Below are 15,224 nucleotides of genomic sequence, written 5' to 3'. Positions count from 1 at the left end.
GCGAGGCTCGATCGGCACGCACCGGAAAACTGCAGAGAAAGCGACGACACATGACCTTCAACGAGGGCGCCCGAATGGACTCCGGCCGGGTGTCGGTCGGCGGCGGAGGCGGCGGCGGCCTCGGCGGCAAGTTCGCGATGGGCGGCGGCGCCGGCGGCCTGATCGTGCTGGTCCTCGCACTGCTCCTCGGCGGCGATCCCGGATCGCTGCTCGGCGGCCTCAGCGGCACCACCGATTCCGCCAACCAGGATTCCGGCGCCGGCCTCGCCGGCTGCGAGACCGGCGCGGACGCCAACCGCGACGTGAACTGCCGGGTGGTGTTCACCGCAGGCAGTCTCGACTCCGTGTGGGAGCAGGAGCTCGCGAAACAGACCGGCACCGCGTACGTGCCGCCGGAGGTCGTGCTGTTCTCCGGTTCGGTCAACACCGGCTGCGGTAACGCCACCAGCGAGGTCGGACCGTTCTACTGCCCGGCGGACTCGACGGCGTACTTCGACACCAGCTTCTTCCAGCTCCTCGTCGACCGTTTCGGTTCCAGCGGCGGACCGCTGGCGCAGGAGTACGTCGTGGCGCACGAGTTCGGCCACCACGTCCAGAATCAGCTCGGCGACATCGGGCGGGCGCAGGCCGACCCGCGGGGCGCCGACTCGGCCGCGGTGCGAACCGAGTTGCAGGCCGACTGCTACGCGGGCGTGTGGGCCCACTACGCCGACAGCCTCCCCGGCCCCGACGGCGGGCCGCCGTTCCTGAACACCCTCACCGACACCGACATCGACGACGCCCTCTCCGCCGCCTCGTCGGTCGGTGACGACCGGATCCAGCAGTCCGCGGGCGCTCGGGTGAATCCGGAGGGCTGGACGCACGGCTCCTCGGAGCAGCGCCAGAAGTGGTTCGCCACCGGGTACCGGACCGGTCAGGTCCAGGCCTGCGACACCTATTCGGCGCGCGATCTGAACAACCCGCCCGCGCTGCGCTGACCGATCACCGCACCGACAATTATTTTTGTCTTGACAGAATTTGCTGTCGGTGCGACAGTTGACGCATGTTGGACGTAGCAGTGATCGATCAGGCGGCCGCCGCGGAGATCTCCCTGGACCCGGTCCGGGCGCGGTTGCTCGCGGCGCTAGCCGAACCCGGTTCGGCGAGTTCCATCGCCGCGACGGTCGGATTGACGCGGCAGAAGGCCAACTACCACCTGCGGGCACTCGAGGAGCACGGCCTCGTCGAACTCGTCGAGGAACGCAAGAAGGGCAACGTCACCGAGCGGGTCTTCCAGGCCACCGCGGCGTCGTACGTCATCTCCCCCGCCGCGTTCGCCGCCCTCGCACCCGATCCCGACCGGTCACCGGACCAACTGTCGGCCCGTTGGCTGGTGGCACTGGCCGCGCGACTGGTGCGTGAGGTCGGCGAGTTGATCGCCGGCGCCACCGCGGCGCGTCAGCCGCTGGCCACCTACGCGATCGACAGCGAGATCCGGTTCGCGTCCGCAGCCGACCGGTCCGCCTTCGCCGACGAACTCGGCGAGTCCGTGAAGCACCTGGTGGCCCGGTACCACGACGAGAACGCCCCGAACGGACGCAGGCACCGGCTCGTCGTCGCACTGCACCCCAGCCTGAAAATACCTCCTGCACAAGCTAAGTCACCGGACAACCGTCACGAGGAGAGCTAGCCATGTCCCAGAACTTCGAGATTCGCCGCGAGGTCGTCCTGAACGCCGGCCCGGACGAGGTGTTCGCCGCCGTCACCACCGGCACCGGCGGCTGGATGTTCCCCTCCGAACTGGATCCCGGTGTGGGCAGCGAGGGACCGGACGACCCCACCGTCGTCGCGTGGGAGCCGCCGCAGAAGTTCGCCGTGCGGCAGGAAGGTCCGGGCGGCTGGTTCAACGCCCTCGAATACCTCATCGAGGCTCGCGACGGCGGCACCGCGGCGCTGCGCTACGTCCACAGCGGCATCTTCACCGACGACTGGGACGCGCAGTACGACGGCGCCGACAAGCACACCACGTTCTACCTCCACAGCCTCGGCCAGTATGTCCAGTACTTCGCCGGCCGCGCGGCCACCTACATCACGACCGCCGGCCCGGACACGTCCACCGGTCCTGGCGCGATGGCCACCCTCCGCGGCGCGCTAAGTCTGACCGACGCCTCCGCCGCAGGCGACGCCGTGTCCGTGGACGTCCCCGGTTTCGGCACCGTGGACGGTGTCGTCGACTACCTGACGCCGCACTTCATCGGCATCCGGACCGCCGATGCGCTGTACCGGTTCTACGGCCGCAACGCGTTCGGCGGAACGGTCGACGCGGCGCACCACCTGTTCGCTGCGGGCGCCGACCAGGAGAAGTCGCAGGACGCGTGGAAGTCCTGGCTGGCCAACGTGTTCGCCTGAACCCGCCGCACCTGCGCTCAGGACGCCGTGAACTCGCCCGTACCCGGAATGTTCGGGGTGCTCGTGGTGATCTCGATGCCGACCCGGCCCGCCCCCGGATCGAAGTACACGGCTGTCGGCGCGCCCGGACCGTCCCATCCGCTCAACGCCCACTGCTTCGTCCCGGAGGCACCGGTGTCGAGGTTGCGCCAATGCAGGGTTCCGTCGACCATGCAGACCCGGGAGGGGCCCACGAAGTACGTCGTCAACAGCACGTAGTTCGGCCCGTACGGCTCCGGGTAGCCGGATGACGCGTGGGCGTCGATGCGCCCACCGCACACGCTGAAGTCGCCGGGGTTCAGACCGTGTCCGATCGTGTAGGTGGGGGTCAGCGTCGCAGCATCCGCCCCGGCGGCGGCCGGTGCACCGAGTAGTGCGGCCACGGCGAGCGAACCCACCACCGCCGATCGGACAACCAGATCTCCCACAGGCATGGTGCTCCTCGGCCGGTCCGCGTCGGGCGAACCTCTCTCCCCCTTGTCTCCGGGAAGGCGGCGAGCGTTACTCATCCGCTTGGTTAGTGTCGACGCAGAGACATCGGTCGACATCGACGAGGAGATTTCCATGTCGTTCACGGACGAAGAGATCGCCTACCTGCGGTCGCAGCCGATCGCGCGCGTCGCCACCGTAGGCGCTGACGGGCAACCCGACGTCGTTCCACTCGCCTTCGAGTTCGACGGAACGGACTTCTGGGTGGGAGGCTCCGGACCGTCCGTCGCCGGTACCCGCAAGTTCCGGAACATCCGGGCCGGGAACGACAAGGTGTCGCTGGTCGTCGACGACCTGGTGTCGTTCGAACCTTTCGTCGCGCGGTCCATCCGGATCTACGGCACGGCCGATCAGCCGGTGGAACGGGACGGAATGGTCGGCCCCGGCCTCTATGTGCGCATCGCACCGACCATCTCGTGGAGCTGGAACATGGCGGGAGAACCTGCCGGCGCCGAATGGTACGAGCCGAGGCGGACCGTTCACGTCAGAAGAGAGTGAGCGCCGGTCCGGGACGACCGACCCCGACCAGTTCACCGCGATCGGACTCGACGGACTCGGGGTGCCCGGCCTCCCGATGGTTCGCCCCGCCGCCCAGACCGTACCGGTCGACGAGAGGGTCGACGCGCTGCTTCAGCCACGACTTGTATTCGGGCGGAACGTAGGCCGCCCGCCCGTACAACTGCCGGTACTGACGGACGAGCGCCGGATGCTCGGTCGACAGCCAGTTCATGAACCAGCCCTTGGTGCTGCCGCGCAGGTGCATCGGAAAGACGGTCACACCCGAGGCGCCGGCATCGGCGATGGATTCGAGTAGTCCGTCGAGATGACGCACCGAATCGGTCAGGAAGGGAATGACGGGGGCCACCATCACATTGCAGGGCAGGCCGGCGTCGGTGATCGCCCGGATCAGATCGAGGCGCGCCTTCGGGGTGGGCGTTCCCGGCTCGATCGACTTCTGGAGGTCGGGATCGTGGATCGCGAGCGACACGCCGATGCTGACCGGCACCTGCTGGGCGGCGAGCGTCAGCAGCGGGAGGTCGCGCCGCAGCAATGTCCCCTTGGTCAGAATCGAGAACGGGGTGGCGGATTCGGCCAGCGCGCGAATGATGCCGGGCATCAGACGGTACCGGCCCTCCGCTCGCTGATAGGGATCGGTGTTGGTGCCGAGCGCCACGTGCTCCCGCTTCCACGACCGACGCCCCAGCTCCTTGCGCAGCACCGCCGCGACGTTGGTCTTCACGACGATCTGACTGTCGAAATCACGGCCCGCGTCGAGGTCGAGGTACTCGTGGGTGGGCCGCGCGAAGCAGTAGCGACAGGAGTGCGAGCATCCGCGAAATGCATTGACGGTGAACCGGAAAGGCAGTTGTGACTCCTCGGGCATCTTGTTCAGCGCGCTCTTGCAGAGCACCTCGTGGAAGGTGATGCCGTCGAACTCGGGCGTCTGCACACTGCGCACGAGCCCGGCACGCTCCAGCCCCGGCAATGCACCGTCGTCGGCGTCGACCGCTTGCCCATCCCACCTCATGAGTACATGCGAACATTTGTTCTAACCGGTGTCAAGGCTTCGACCCGCGCGGAGACCGGATCGTGGGGAAAGACCGCCCTGGTGAGCGCCGGATCTGGGCTTGCGACAATGTTGCCCATGTCGAACAGAAACAATGTCTCGTCCGGTTCCGAATGGGAAGCCAAGATCGGCTACTCCCGCGCCGTGCGCATCGGCCAGCTCGTGTCCGTGTCGGGCACCACGGCGTCGGGTCCCGACGGCCCCGTCGGCGGAAACGATCTTGGTGAACAGACCCGGGAAGCACTGCGCCGGATCGACGCAGCACTCACGGAGGCCGGAGCGAGCACGACCGATGTGATCCGCACCCGCATGTACCTCACCGACATGAGCCGGTGGGAAGAGGCCGGCATCGCGCACGGCGAGGTCTTCGGCGAAATCCGACCCGCCACCACGATCCTCGAGGTCAGCGCGCTGATTGCCCCCGGCCTGCTCATCGAGATCGAGGCCGACGCCGTCGTCGGCGACTGACCGACGCGGAGAGGTGGCACCTCACCCACCCGTTCACGACGCACGCAACTGCGTGCTGAGCACCGCCTCGACTTCCGACCGGGTCGCCACCGTGGTGGGCGCCCGGTCGGAATCCGAGGTGGGTGGGTCCGCACCCGGTGCGGGCACACCTGAGCGCCACTCACTGCCCGACCGGCGATCTGCCTTCGGTCCTGATCTGCGGGATTCCGCCGATCGGTAGATGCGTCGCGTTTCTACGTTTTCAAAGATGAACCTGAGATACCCGGGCCGACGCTCTTGTCGAGCATCCAGCGGCAGTGTTCCTCGAATTCTGCGTCACCCATGTTGTGAGCCCACACCACAGTCGCTATCGCCTGATGCATCCACTCGAGGTCCAAGGTTTCGACGTCTGAGGCGGTGAGATCACGCCCGAGACCGGCAAGGAAGGCCTCCTCCAAATCGGGCCGGCCCCTGAACTGCTGAGACTGCAACCTCACCAGATCACTCGTCCAATGCCGCCAGTCCGCGCGGCCGAAGTCGATCACCCTCAACTCACTCTCATGCAGCAACCAGTTCCGCGGGTGGTAGTCGCCGTGGGTGAACGACAACCGCACCGGCCTTGCCGCGGTAGCCGCCAACCGCACGCGCAATGCCTCCAGCTGGTCAGCCGACACCAGATCCTCCGCCCGGTCGATGTACCCATGCGTGCGCTCGATCAGATTTGCGTAGTACACGGCAGACACGTCGCCCGGCAACAGCAGACCAGCGAGTGCCTGCCCCGCCTGCAGGTAGGTGGCCGGGTCCCAGTCCGCTGGCGACCCCTCGACCAGTTCTCCGGGGAGGTACTCGGTCACCAGCAGCTTCTCGCCCACGTCGGCATACACCAAGCGCGGCAACCCAACCCCGTGTTCCTCAGGAATACTTGGTGGGCTGCGATCTCCCTGCCGATGTGATGGCTCGACCGTGATGCCTTCACGATGAAGTCGTTGTCAGCTTTCCGCACTCTCAGTACGGTCGTGTCCTGCAATGGCCACGAATGATCCGCGAGAACCTGCCACTGCCCGAACCAACGGTCCAGTAGAGCCGATTGCGCGTCTGTCAGATCTGTATTCCGCCCCGGCACTTCCCCAGACCAGGCCGAGCCGATCGTGTGCGTGTGGTAGGCACTTGCGGAATCACCCACCATGCGACGATGCTGAGCTGTCTGCTTGTTATAGCGCTCTCGAGATCAGTTCCTTCATGACCTCGTTGGATCCGGCGTAGATGCGCTGGATGCGGGCGTCGGCGTACATCTGGGCGATGGGGTATTCGAGGATGTAACCGTATCCTCCGAACAGTTGGAGACAGCGGTCGATCACGGCGCACTGTTGGTCGGTCAACCAGTATTTCGCCATTGCGGCGGTGGTGACATCGAGTTCGCCGCGAAGGTGCTTGTCGATGCAGTCGTCGATGAAGGTGCGCGACACCCTCGCGAGTGCCGCGCATTCGGCAAGTTCGAAGCGGGTGTTCTGGAGTTCGAACAGGGTCTTTCCGAACATTGTCCGCGATTTGGTGTACTCGATCGTGAGTGCTACTGCGCGTTCGATCGCGGCGACGGCAGCGACGCCGCAGATCAACCTTTCCTGTGGTAGCTGCTGCATCAGCTGGACGAATCCGGCACCCTCACGTTCTCCGAGGAGGTTGTCCACCGGGACGCGAAGTCCGTCGAAGAACAGTTCGGTGGTGTCCTGCCCCTTCTGGCCCAGCTTGTCGAAGATCTGTCCGCGCGAGAATCCGGGAGTGTCGTCGTTCACCTCGGCGACAACGAGAGACACTCCCTTCGCCCCGAGCGTGGCATCGGTCTTGGCCGCGATGATCACGAGGTCGCAGTTGCGACCGTTAAAAATGAAGGTCTTGGCGCCGGTGATGACGTAGTCGCCGCCGTCACGCACGGCCTGGGTAGTGATATTTTGCAGATCCGAGCCGGCGCTAGGTTCGGTCATGGCGATGGCACCGACCCATTCACCGCTTGTGAGCTTGGGAAGCCATCGCGATTTCTGCTCGAGGCTTCCGTACGCGTTCAGGTAGTGCGGAACGATTCCCGAGTGCACACCGAGTTGTAACGAGTGGTCACCCGCCATCACCTGTTCGTGAAACAGCACGGCATCGTGGGCGAAAGTTCCTCCCCCTCCGCCGAACTCCGTAGGAATCGACATCCCCGACAAGCCCAGCTTGCCCAGGGTGCCGTAGATCTCCTTGTCCGGAAAGCCCTGTGCGGCGAACAGGCGTTGGTGGGGGGGTGACCTCCTTGGCGAAGAAGTTTCGGGCGAGTTCGGCAACTGCGCCGAGCTCGTCGTCCATCCATGAGGATGTGATGTCGGTGATGGCAGGGTGAGCAGTCACGGGTTCGTCTCCAGAATTTGTTGCGAACGAGTCATGAGGGGTCAGCTGTCTCAGCTCCCCACCGGGACCTCCGACGTCCGGGCGGCGGACTCATACACACCTCGGGCGAGTGGTTCGAGGTAGAGCAGCTCGATCTCGGATGCATACTTCTCGGCAATCGGTTTGCGGCGCAGTTTCATCGTCACGGTCAGTTCGTCACCGCCCGGCTCCCAGAAGGTGGGGAGGATCAGGGAAGCGCTTGATCTGCTCCACGCGAGAGAGGCCGGTGTTGGCCAGCGCGACGGCGGCGGCGATCATCGCGATCATGTCACGGTCTCCTGCCAGGGAAGCGGCGTCGACCCGGATGTCCTTCGTCGCAGCGAAATTGGCTGTGGCCTCGGGGTCGAGTGAGATCAAGGCCGTGTTGTACGGCCGCGCATCTCCGATGGTGGCCACGCCGCCGATGAACGAGGAGGTGGCCTTGATTGCGTTTTCGATGGTGGCGGGGGACATATTCTTCCCCGAGGAGTTGATGATCAGTTCCTTCTTCCGATCGATGACGGTGAGGTATCCGTCCGCGTCGATGGACACCACGTCACCGGTGGCCAGCCATCCGTCGGCGTCGACGGCGTCGGCAGTTTTGGCAGGCTCCCCCCGGTAGCCCTTCATGACGAGGGGGCCACGAACGAAAAGCTCACCGTCGTTCGCGACTCGCATGTCCATGCCGGGCACGATCTTGCCGACCGTTCCCAGTTTGGCGGGATCGGCCGGGGCCGCACTGGCGATGCAGGTCAGTTCCGAGATCCCCCAGATCTCGGAGATCTGCAGCCCGAGCGCTGAGAAGAACGCCAACGTGTCGGCTGGTATCGGTGCCGCCCCCGACACGGCCCATCTGAGCTTGTCGAATCCGAGTTCGGCGCGCATCGGCGCCAGCACCATTGATTCTGCCGTGACGAACTCGTGTTCCAGTTCTTCCGGTACCGGCAGCCCTGCCCGGAGCATCTCGATACGGCGTGCGCCGACATCGAGGCCCCACTGCAGCGCGTGCCGTCGTGCGTCGTCCGGTTCGTTCGCCACCGCCCGTTCGACCGCGATTTTCAGCTTCTCCCAGACACGCGGCACCGCGCCCCAGATGGTCGGCCGAGAGTCGGGAAGTGCGGCAGCAATCCGCTGTACGTCCGCGACGACGGTGACTTGCGTTCCGAACACCATCTGGAAGTACAGCGCCGTCATCCGATCGGCGATGTGTGCCGACGGCATGAAGGAGGTGATGCGGTCTCCGAACTCGATCGGGAGGATCCAGCACACCGCGCCGGCCTCGAACAGCAATGCGGCATGAGTCGACTCCACCCCTTTCGGGTTGCCGGTGGTGCCCGAGGTGTAGATCAGGGTTGCAACATCGTCGGGCCGCACCGATTGCCACGCGGCGTCGAAGTCGAAGTCCGGTGAGCCGAGTGCCTTCATCTGGTTCAAGGTGAGTGTCCCGGCCGGGGCAATTCCTCCCTCGGCGTCGATGACGACGATCTGCTCCACCTGTGCGCCGGATTCCCTGATTCGTTCCACGTATTGGGCCTCGCACACCACGACCTTGGCTTCGGCGTTCCCGAGAACGTAAGCGATAGCAGATGCGGGAAGCGTGTTGTAGATCGAGAACGACGTCGCCCCGACATGTTGAGCTCCGACATCGATGGGGTAGAACTCCACACGATTGGCCATCATCAAGGCGACGGTGTCGCCGCGGCGGACTCCGAGTGCGGCGAATCCGGCTGCCACGTCGCGGACCTGGCTCGAGTACTGCCGCCAGGTCAACGTCTGTGCATCGCCGACGGTTCGCAGTGCGATGGCGTCCGGGTCGATGGCGGCGGTGCGTTGAAATGCTGCGCACAGGGTGTGGGGCGCTTCCTCGATGGTCATGGCGTTCTCCTCGGTTCGGGACCGGCTGTTGTGGAGCCACTCGGGTGTGTGGTGACGGGACGTTCTTCGAGCTCGCGGATCAGTTGGTGACATTCGGCGTCGGCGGCGAGGTAGCCGTCGGCGAGCACGTTCACCAGTCCTCGTCCCAGGGCCCACGGTTGCCATGCCGCCGGAGCGAGGGTGCGTCCGGCGCGGCGGGCGATAGCATCTGCGATCACCGTCGCGGCATCCTCTGGGCTGATGCGGCGGCGCAGCGGACGAGGAAGACGCGCATCGAGCCTTCTGCCGATCTCGTCGTCGTCGAGGGTTGCCCGAGCCAGTTGGGTGTCGACCATCCCGAAGTACGCCACACCCGCGGAGGCGCCGTAGCCGGCGAGTTCGAGACGGAGTGCCCGGCCGAGTTGTTCGACGGCGGCCTTGCTGATCATGTAGGACGCGCCACCGAGACCGGGCGCGAAGGCCGCCGCAGACGACACCACCACGATGTGGCCGCGTCGCGCAATCACTTCGTCGATCGCAGGATGGACGGTGTTGAAGACACCCGTGAGGTTGATGTCGATCACGCGGTCGAAGCCCGCCGGATCGATCTGGCGGAGGGTGGACGGGGGCGGGGTCACTCCGGCGTTCGCGATCACCACATCGATCCGCCCGTACCGCTCGATCACCGCGTGCACGGCTGAATCCATGCCGGGACGGTCGCGGACATCGGCGACCAGGGTGAGGACCCGCCGTCGGCCGAGCGCGAATTCAGCTGCCGTCAGGGACGATTGATTGACATCGAGCAGTGCGACCGTTGCGCCGCGGGCGTGCAGGGCACGCGCCGATGCCAGTCCGATACCGTCACCTCCGCCGGTAATCAGGACCACCTTGCCGGCAACGTTGTACTCGGCGCCTCGACCGGGCAGTGGGAGGCCCAGGTCTCTCAGGGTGCGCGCAATGGTCGACCGGGTTCTGAACGTGGCCATCATCAATGCCTTCCGTGGAGCAGTCGGACGAGAACGCGGACCAGAGCGTCGATGCGTGGTGTGCGCCGAAACGTGGTGAGCGGAAGAATCGACGGGAATCGCTGCCTCGTCATCGCACGAGGGAAGGTGAATTCCCGCAACCCGTCAGCGCCGTGGACCCGGCCACTCCGAGGGGGAGATACTCGACGCCGGCCGCCTGGTTGACGGTGAGGAGGCTGGGGCGGACCGTGCGCCGACCCAGAACCCGGGCGGCGTTCTTCGCCGCCCACGCGAGGTGTTCCAAGGCCATCGCAATTTCGAGCATCGCGTCCGCTTGCGGCTTGCCCATCTCGATGTGGGTGAGTTCCGCGAGTTCCGGTGCCCGGCGGGCGATGATGCCCGCCACGCGTCGAGTCGCCGGGCCCGTGCCTCGAATCCCAGTGCCGCCCAACATCCGCCGACCTCGCGCGGCGTATCGCGTCCTCGACGTCGTCGGCCGACCCGCGCGGGTGGGTGCCGACCACCCGTCCGGTCGCCGGACTGATCACATCGAACGTGTCTGCCGCAGCCGAGGTGCTGATCATCGGGCGGTGCCCTTCGGTTCGTCGAGCGCCGTGGCGGCGAGCGCGTTCGCCCATCCCCGTGTCACCCGACGAAGGAGTGGAAGGGACAGCGCGAGGATGGGGGCGAACCCGGGCGCGGAGTCCACCGCAAAGGTCCAGGTGAGGCGGGTTCCGTCCGGCGTCGGCTCCAGGGAGATGTCCTCGGCGAACCGGCGGAATCCCGGTCTGCTTGCGGACTCGGCGGTGAAAGTCATCCATCTGCCCTCGTCCCAGCGGTAGAAGCGTTCCCTGAGCGCCGCGGCCCCGTGCCCGAGCGTCACGGTCCTGGTGGTACCGACGCCGAAGGGCCGCGACGATGTCCACTCGCTGGCCGTGATCGGCCGCGCCCACGACACCAGTGCGTCGTGCGCGGTCAACACACTCCACACGTGGCCGGTGTCCGTCGAGACGTTCACGACGTGCACAATCCGGAATCGGGCGGTCTGCAGGAAGTCGTCGTCGGTCGCGGCGAGTGGGTACCAGCGCGTCACAGGTCGACCACCAGCGACCCACCGGCCGAGCGGGACAGGCAGATCAGCATCGAATCCTCCTTCTCGTCGTGCGTCAGGATCCTGTCGCGGTGATCGACCTCACCGGCCAGGACACGCACGCGACAGGTGCCGCAAAAGCCCTGCTGACATGAGTAGGCCACGCCGGGGACCTCCCGGCGGATCGCGGCCAGCGCGGTCTCGTCCGGCCCGACGGACACAGTCGTCCCTCGGCGGGCAAGGTGTATCTCGAACTCGCGGCCATCGACCACCGGAAGTGGTGAGAAGCGCTCGGTGTGAAGCGATCCGGTCGGGTCGATCTCGCGCATCACCCGACGTGCGGTCGTCATCAACGGTGTCGGACCGCACATGTAGACGGCGGCACCCGGTGAAGCCGTGGCGACGACTCCGGCGACGTCGGGAGCGCCGAGTTCGTCGTCCGGCCGGATCTCGACCTGGCCACGGGAGTACCGGGCGAGTTCGTCGAGGAACGGCATGGTCGCTCGGGAGCGTCCGAGATACACCAGCCGCCAAGGCAGTTCACGGTCGTGGCATCTCTTCAGCATCGGCAGGATCGGGGTGATTCCGATTCCGCCCGCGACGAACAGATACGAGTCCGCGGCCACCAGTGGGAACGCGTTGCGCGGCCCCCGCACGGTGATCGGGGTCCCGGCCCGCAGGGAGTCGTGTACCTCGATCGAGCCACCCAGACCCGTGTCGATCCGGCGGACCGCGATGCGGTAGGACGACAGGTCGTCGGGGTCGCCGCACAGAGAGTACTGCCGTTGCTTTCCGGACGGGAGGATCAGGTCGAGGTGAGCGCCCGGGATCCAGGACGGAAGATCGCGTCCGTCCGGCGACACCACTTTCAGGCTGACCACATCAGCAGCCTCGGTTCGCACCTCCGCAACGATCAGTCCCCTATCGAACCCCCAGTTGCGCACAGGCTTCGGCCTCGACAGCCACGGAGCAGCACGACTGGCGGCGAACACGTGCCGATACGCGACCGTCGCCCGCGCGGCCAGCCGGAGAACCCTGGAGGGTTCGAAATCGGGTGTATCGGAGTCCGAACCTGCGGACCGGTCCGACCTCGTCATCGTCATAAGTGGCTTCCTCGGTGGGAACGGTTGGCAGCAGGCGATTGTGCGAGGTAGCGCATCGCCACATCCATGTCACCGATCTGCGAGGGATGGAAGCCGGGACGGAGGTACGGCGGGATCTCCGTGATCAGGAATTTGATGTTCGGCACGAGCCCCCGCCTGGTTGCCCGGATCAGCTGCAGGGGCCAGAAGCGACCCTTGTCCGTCGACGGGTCGGTGCGGAAGAGGTAGTTCATCGATGTCAGGAACAGCAGGCTGAGCGTGAGGCTGGCGATCAGCGCCGTTCGTACGCGCCGGGCATAGCTGCCGTCGACGTACATGTAGGCGTCGAAGGCGACGTTGCGGTGCTCGACCTCCTCGGCGCCGTGCCACCGGACCATGTCGAGCATCACCGGATGCATGCCCGCCTTCTCCAGCGCGGGGTCCGTCAGCAGCCACTCCCCCACCACGGCGGTGTAGTGCTCCATGGCGGCGAACAAGCCCAGCCGTTCGCACAGCCACGCCTGTTTCGCGCGGCCGGACAGCCCTCGGTCTCCCAGAATCCGGTCAACGAGCCAGTCCATCTTCTCCGCCATCGGTTCGATGTCCATGCCCAGTTCCGCGAGGTGCTCACGGGCACCCTTGTGCGAAGCGGCATGAGTTGCCTCCTGGCCGACGAACCCGACCACTTCCTCGTGGAGCCGCTCGTCCTCGATCAATGGCAGTGCCTCCGCCAACGTCGCGGACATCGCACGCTCACCTTCGGGAAGAACCAGATGCATGAAGTTGATGACATGCGTGGCCATCGGCTCGCCGGGAACATAGTGCAACGGCACTCCATCCCAGGAGAACTCGACGTCACGGGCGGCGATCGCGTGAGCTTCGTCCGTGTACCGCCGCGCACCGACGGGATCGACCACAGGGTTTCGGCCGATTCGGGGAAACGACATCATCCTGCTGTCCTCACTGTCGACTTTGCCGAGGCTCCGGCCCCGCTGATGATGTAGTGGTGGAGGTCCACCCGCCGGGTCCGCGCGCGGAAGCGGCGGTTGAACCCCGGGTAGAAGGTGAAGTTGCGGCCCTCGCCGCTGAGGTAGTAGCTGTTGCACCCGCCGGTGTTCCACACCGAGGTCTGCAGCCTTTCGTCGACCTCGTCGACGAACGCCTGCTGAATCTCGGGGCGGACGTCGATACTGGCCGCCCCCTGCGCGTTCATTTCCTGCAGGCAACTGAGGATGTACGCAATCTGCGCTTCGATGGTCACCACCTGCGAGGTGTAGACGACCGAATTGGGGCCGAGCAACATGAAGAAGTTGGGGAAACCACTGATGGTGGTGCCGAGATAGGCGCGGGCATTGCCGTTCCACGCCTCGGCCAGGGTACGACCGTCTCGACCTCGCACCACGTCGAACGCGGGATTGTCGGTCAGCCGGAATCCCGTTCCCATCACGATCGTGTCGACCTCGTGCAGAACGCCGTCTTCGGTGACGATCCCATTCGATCGCACTTCCCGGATTCCGTCGGTGATCACGTCCACGTTCGGTTGCGCGAGCGCCGGATAGAAAGAGTTGGAAAACGTCGGTCGTTTGCAACCGAACGCATAGGTGGGCGTAAGTTTTGTCCGCAGTTCGGGGTCGTGGACCTGGCGGCGCAGGTGGGCGCGCCCGAGTGCCGCCAGCCCTTTCAATAGCGCCGGCTTGTACACGAACCCGGGAACCATCGCCTCTTGGACCAGATCGAGACCGGACCGTGCCAGCCTCTGGGCAACAGGTACCCGCGCGAACAGTTTCCGGGGCCATCCGGTCATCGGCTGGTCGGGGTGCGGAAGTATCCACGTCGGGGTCCGCTGGAACACTGTCATCGAACCGACGATCGGCTGGATTCGGGGGATGATCTGGACCGCAGAGGCCCCGGTTCCGATCACTGCGACCCTTTCCCCCGCGAGATCGTGCTCGTGGTCCCAGGCCGCCGAGTGAAAGACAGCGCCCCGGAAGCTCTCCAGTGCCGGGAGGTTCGGTACCGCCGGTTCGCTGAACGGGCCCATCGCCCCGACCAGGATCCGCGCCTCCCAAGTTCCACGACTGGTGGTCACGTGCCACACCTGCGAGTCGTCGTCCCAGGCCGCGTCCTGCACGTCATGACCCATCCGCAGATGCGGGACGATGCCGAAGTTCTCAGCGCAGGAACGGAGATAGTCGTGGATCTCCTGCTGCAGCGGGTAAAGCCTGGTCCAGTTCGGGTTGGGTGCAAAAGAGAATGAATAGAGGATCGAGGGGATGTCGCACTGCGCTCCCGGGTAGGTGTTGACCCGCCACGTCCCGCCGATGTCCTCCGCGCGGTCGAGCACGACGAAGTCGTCGATGCCGGCTTGTTTCAGTCTGATCGCAGTTCCCAGCCCACCGAATCCCGCGCCGACCACGAGTACGTCGACCACTTCGGGTGGGTGATCGACGCTGTCGACCGGAAGTTCCACCGGTATTGCAGACCTGACCATTCGGGCGCCCTCCTCGTTGATGCCGCGCATGCCGGCAACACTAGAACTGACATCATGCGCTGTCAACAGCGGTCGATGTCAACATTTGAAGGAGGATCGCACCGGCGTCCGACCTGCACGTCGCAGTGCGAGGATGAGAACACGACCGGGACCGGGACCGGCCGCGCGACGATGCGGGGGACCTGCCGCCGAGCAGGCCCCCGAGCGGTACGTCTACGAGAGCTTCGCCGGCACGGATGCACTCCCCGTTGCCGTCCTGGATCGTGTCGTTCTCGCCGCACGCGATACGTTGATCACTCCTCGACTCGACAGCGAACTTCGGCGCTCTCGCGTTCCTGTACCAGCATTGGCTCACCGGCAACTCGAAAATTTCCACAAGCCGGGTCATAGACCATGTTTCGCTGGTCATCGA

The 15,224-nt window shown here is 65.7% G+C and carries 14 protein-coding genes and 2 pseudogenes; 5 read left to right on the top strand and 11 right to left on the bottom strand.

Going from position 1 to position 15,224, the window contains the following annotated elements:
- The first annotated feature begins 50 nt into the window (after positions 1 to 50).
- From PSR88_RS36050 to PSR88_RS36040, 3 genes are all read left to right on the top strand, one after another.
- Positions 51 to 977, top strand: coding sequence for a neutral zinc metallopeptidase (locus PSR88_RS36050; RefSeq protein ID WP_016880313.1), 927 nt, complete (start codon positions 51 to 53; stop codon positions 975 to 977).
- A gap of 65 nt (positions 978 to 1,042) precedes the next feature.
- A complete protein-coding gene (locus PSR88_RS36045) occupies positions 1,043 to 1,669 on the top strand; it encodes an ArsR/SmtB family transcription factor (RefSeq protein WP_011598849.1) in 627 nt (208 codons plus the stop codon).
- 2 nt (positions 1,670 to 1,671) lie between these two features.
- Entirely contained in the window at positions 1,672 to 2,388 is a 717-nt protein-coding gene (locus PSR88_RS36040) for an SRPBCC domain-containing protein (RefSeq protein ID WP_009480399.1), read from the top strand.
- A gap of 17 nt (positions 2,389 to 2,405) precedes the next feature.
- Here the strand turns inward: PSR88_RS36040 and PSR88_RS36035 are convergent, their stop codons facing one another.
- A complete protein-coding gene (locus tag PSR88_RS36035) occupies positions 2,406 to 2,861 on the bottom strand; it encodes a hypothetical protein (RefSeq protein ID WP_011598848.1) in 456 nt (151 codons plus the stop codon).
- A gap of 130 nt (positions 2,862 to 2,991) precedes the next feature.
- Between PSR88_RS36035 and PSR88_RS36030 the strand changes: the two genes are divergently transcribed.
- Positions 2,992 to 3,414, top strand: coding sequence for a PPOX class F420-dependent oxidoreductase (locus tag PSR88_RS36030; protein ID WP_029537744.1), 423 nt, complete (start codon positions 2,992 to 2,994; stop codon positions 3,412 to 3,414).
- Here the strand turns inward: PSR88_RS36030 and PSR88_RS36025 are convergent.
- Positions 3,401 to 4,444: an Rv2578c family radical SAM protein gene (locus PSR88_RS36025; protein ID WP_016880311.1), complete on the bottom strand. Its 1,044-nt coding sequence runs from the start codon at positions 4,442 to 4,444 to the stop codon at positions 3,401 to 3,403. The two genes, PSR88_RS36030 and PSR88_RS36025, sit on opposite strands and share 14 nt — an antisense overlap.
- Positions 4,445 to 4,561: 117 nt before the next feature.
- On the opposite strand from PSR88_RS36025, the gene PSR88_RS36020 reads away from it, so the two are divergent.
- Complete coding sequence (locus tag PSR88_RS36020; protein ID WP_378589053.1) at positions 4,562 to 4,951, top strand: RidA family protein; 390 nt, start codon at positions 4,562 to 4,564, stop codon at positions 4,949 to 4,951.
- Positions 4,952 to 5,184: 233 nt separating this feature from the next.
- Here PSR88_RS36020 and PSR88_RS36015 read toward each other — a convergent pair whose 3' ends face one another.
- The 9 genes and pseudogenes from PSR88_RS36015 to PSR88_RS35975 all read right to left on the bottom strand — a co-directional run bounded on the left by PSR88_RS36015 (position 5,185) and on the right by PSR88_RS35975 (position 14,812).
- The gene (locus tag PSR88_RS36015; RefSeq protein WP_237723804.1) at positions 5,185 to 5,802 is read right to left on the bottom strand and encodes an aminoglycoside phosphotransferase family protein; all 618 of its coding nucleotides are present in this window, start codon (positions 5,800 to 5,802) and stop codon (positions 5,185 to 5,187) included.
- Between the two features lie 339 nt (positions 5,803 to 6,141).
- A pseudogene (locus PSR88_RS36010) lies at positions 6,142 to 7,270 on the bottom strand (acyl-CoA dehydrogenase family protein).
- Between the two features lie 92 nt (positions 7,271 to 7,362).
- Positions 7,363 to 9,205: pseudogene (gene fadD11, locus PSR88_RS36005) on the bottom strand (fatty acid--CoA ligase FadD11).
- Entirely contained in the window at positions 9,202 to 10,173 is a 972-nt protein-coding gene (locus tag PSR88_RS36000) for an SDR family oxidoreductase (protein WP_009480390.1), read from the bottom strand. The pseudogene fadD11 and the gene PSR88_RS36000 overlap by 4 nt, the downstream one beginning before the upstream one ends.
- 106 nt (positions 10,174 to 10,279) lie before the next feature.
- Positions 10,280 to 10,555 (bottom strand): aldehyde dehydrogenase family protein, encoded by a 276-nt coding sequence (locus PSR88_RS35995; protein ID WP_016880306.1) that lies wholly within the window; start codon positions 10,553 to 10,555, stop codon positions 10,280 to 10,282.
- A gap of 174 nt (positions 10,556 to 10,729) precedes the next feature.
- The gene (locus PSR88_RS35990) at positions 10,730 to 11,242 is read right to left on the bottom strand and encodes an SRPBCC family protein (protein WP_016880305.1); all 513 of its coding nucleotides are present in this window, start codon (positions 11,240 to 11,242) and stop codon (positions 10,730 to 10,732) included.
- Entirely contained in the window at positions 11,239 to 12,342 is a 1,104-nt protein-coding gene (locus PSR88_RS35985; RefSeq protein ID WP_016880304.1) for a PDR/VanB family oxidoreductase, read from the bottom strand. Before PSR88_RS35985 ends, PSR88_RS35990 begins: the two co-directional genes overlap by 4 nt.
- Entirely contained in the window at positions 12,339 to 13,271 is a 933-nt protein-coding gene (locus PSR88_RS35980; RefSeq protein WP_011598838.1) for a metal-dependent hydrolase, read from the bottom strand. Before PSR88_RS35980 ends, PSR88_RS35985 begins: the two co-directional genes overlap by 4 nt.
- Positions 13,268 to 14,812 (bottom strand): flavin-containing monooxygenase, encoded by a 1,545-nt coding sequence (locus PSR88_RS35975; protein WP_037195733.1) that lies wholly within the window; start codon positions 14,810 to 14,812, stop codon positions 13,268 to 13,270. The genes PSR88_RS35980 and PSR88_RS35975 overlap by 4 nt, the downstream gene beginning before the upstream one ends.
- Between the last annotated feature and the right edge of the window lie 412 nt (positions 14,813 to 15,224).

Source organism: Rhodococcus sp. DK176 (genome assembly GCF_038447315.2).
GTDB lineage: Bacteria > Actinomycetota > Actinomycetes > Mycobacteriales > Mycobacteriaceae > Rhodococcus_F > Rhodococcus_F jostii_A.
This window is presented reverse-complemented; position numbering and strand designations above follow the sequence as displayed.

Excerpts from the sequence above, each read along its gene's own strand:
- PSR88_RS35980 (WP_011598838.1), bottom strand. The coding sequence starts at position 13,271 with ATGATGTCGTTTCCCCGAATCGGCCGAAACCCTGTGGTCGATCCCGTC.
- PSR88_RS36035 (WP_011598848.1), bottom strand. The coding sequence starts at position 2,861 with ATGCCTGTGGGAGATCTGGTTGTCCGATCGGCGGTGGTGGGTTCGCTC.
- PSR88_RS36030 (WP_029537744.1), top strand. The coding sequence starts at position 2,992 with ATGTCGTTCACGGACGAAGAGATCGCCTACCTGCGGTCGCAGCCGATC.
- PSR88_RS35975 (WP_037195733.1), bottom strand. The coding sequence starts at position 14,812 with ATGGTCAGGTCTGCAATACCGGTGGAACTTCCGGTCGACAGCGTCGAT.
- PSR88_RS35985 (WP_016880304.1), bottom strand. The coding sequence starts at position 12,342 with ATGACGATGACGAGGTCGGACCGGTCCGCAGGTTCGGACTCCGATACA.
- PSR88_RS36025 (WP_016880311.1), bottom strand. The coding sequence starts at position 4,444 with ATGAGGTGGGATGGGCAAGCGGTCGACGCCGACGACGGTGCATTGCCG.
- PSR88_RS36040 (WP_009480399.1), top strand. The coding sequence starts at position 1,672 with ATGTCCCAGAACTTCGAGATTCGCCGCGAGGTCGTCCTGAACGCCGGC.
- PSR88_RS36000 (WP_009480390.1), bottom strand. The coding sequence starts at position 10,173 with ATGATGGCCACGTTCAGAACCCGGTCGACCATTGCGCGCACCCTGAGA.
- PSR88_RS36020 (WP_378589053.1), top strand. The coding sequence starts at position 4,562 with ATGTCGAACAGAAACAATGTCTCGTCCGGTTCCGAATGGGAAGCCAAG.
- PSR88_RS36050 (WP_016880313.1), top strand. The coding sequence starts at position 51 with ATGACCTTCAACGAGGGCGCCCGAATGGACTCCGGCCGGGTGTCGGTC.
- PSR88_RS36045 (WP_011598849.1), top strand. The coding sequence starts at position 1,043 with ATGTTGGACGTAGCAGTGATCGATCAGGCGGCCGCCGCGGAGATCTCC.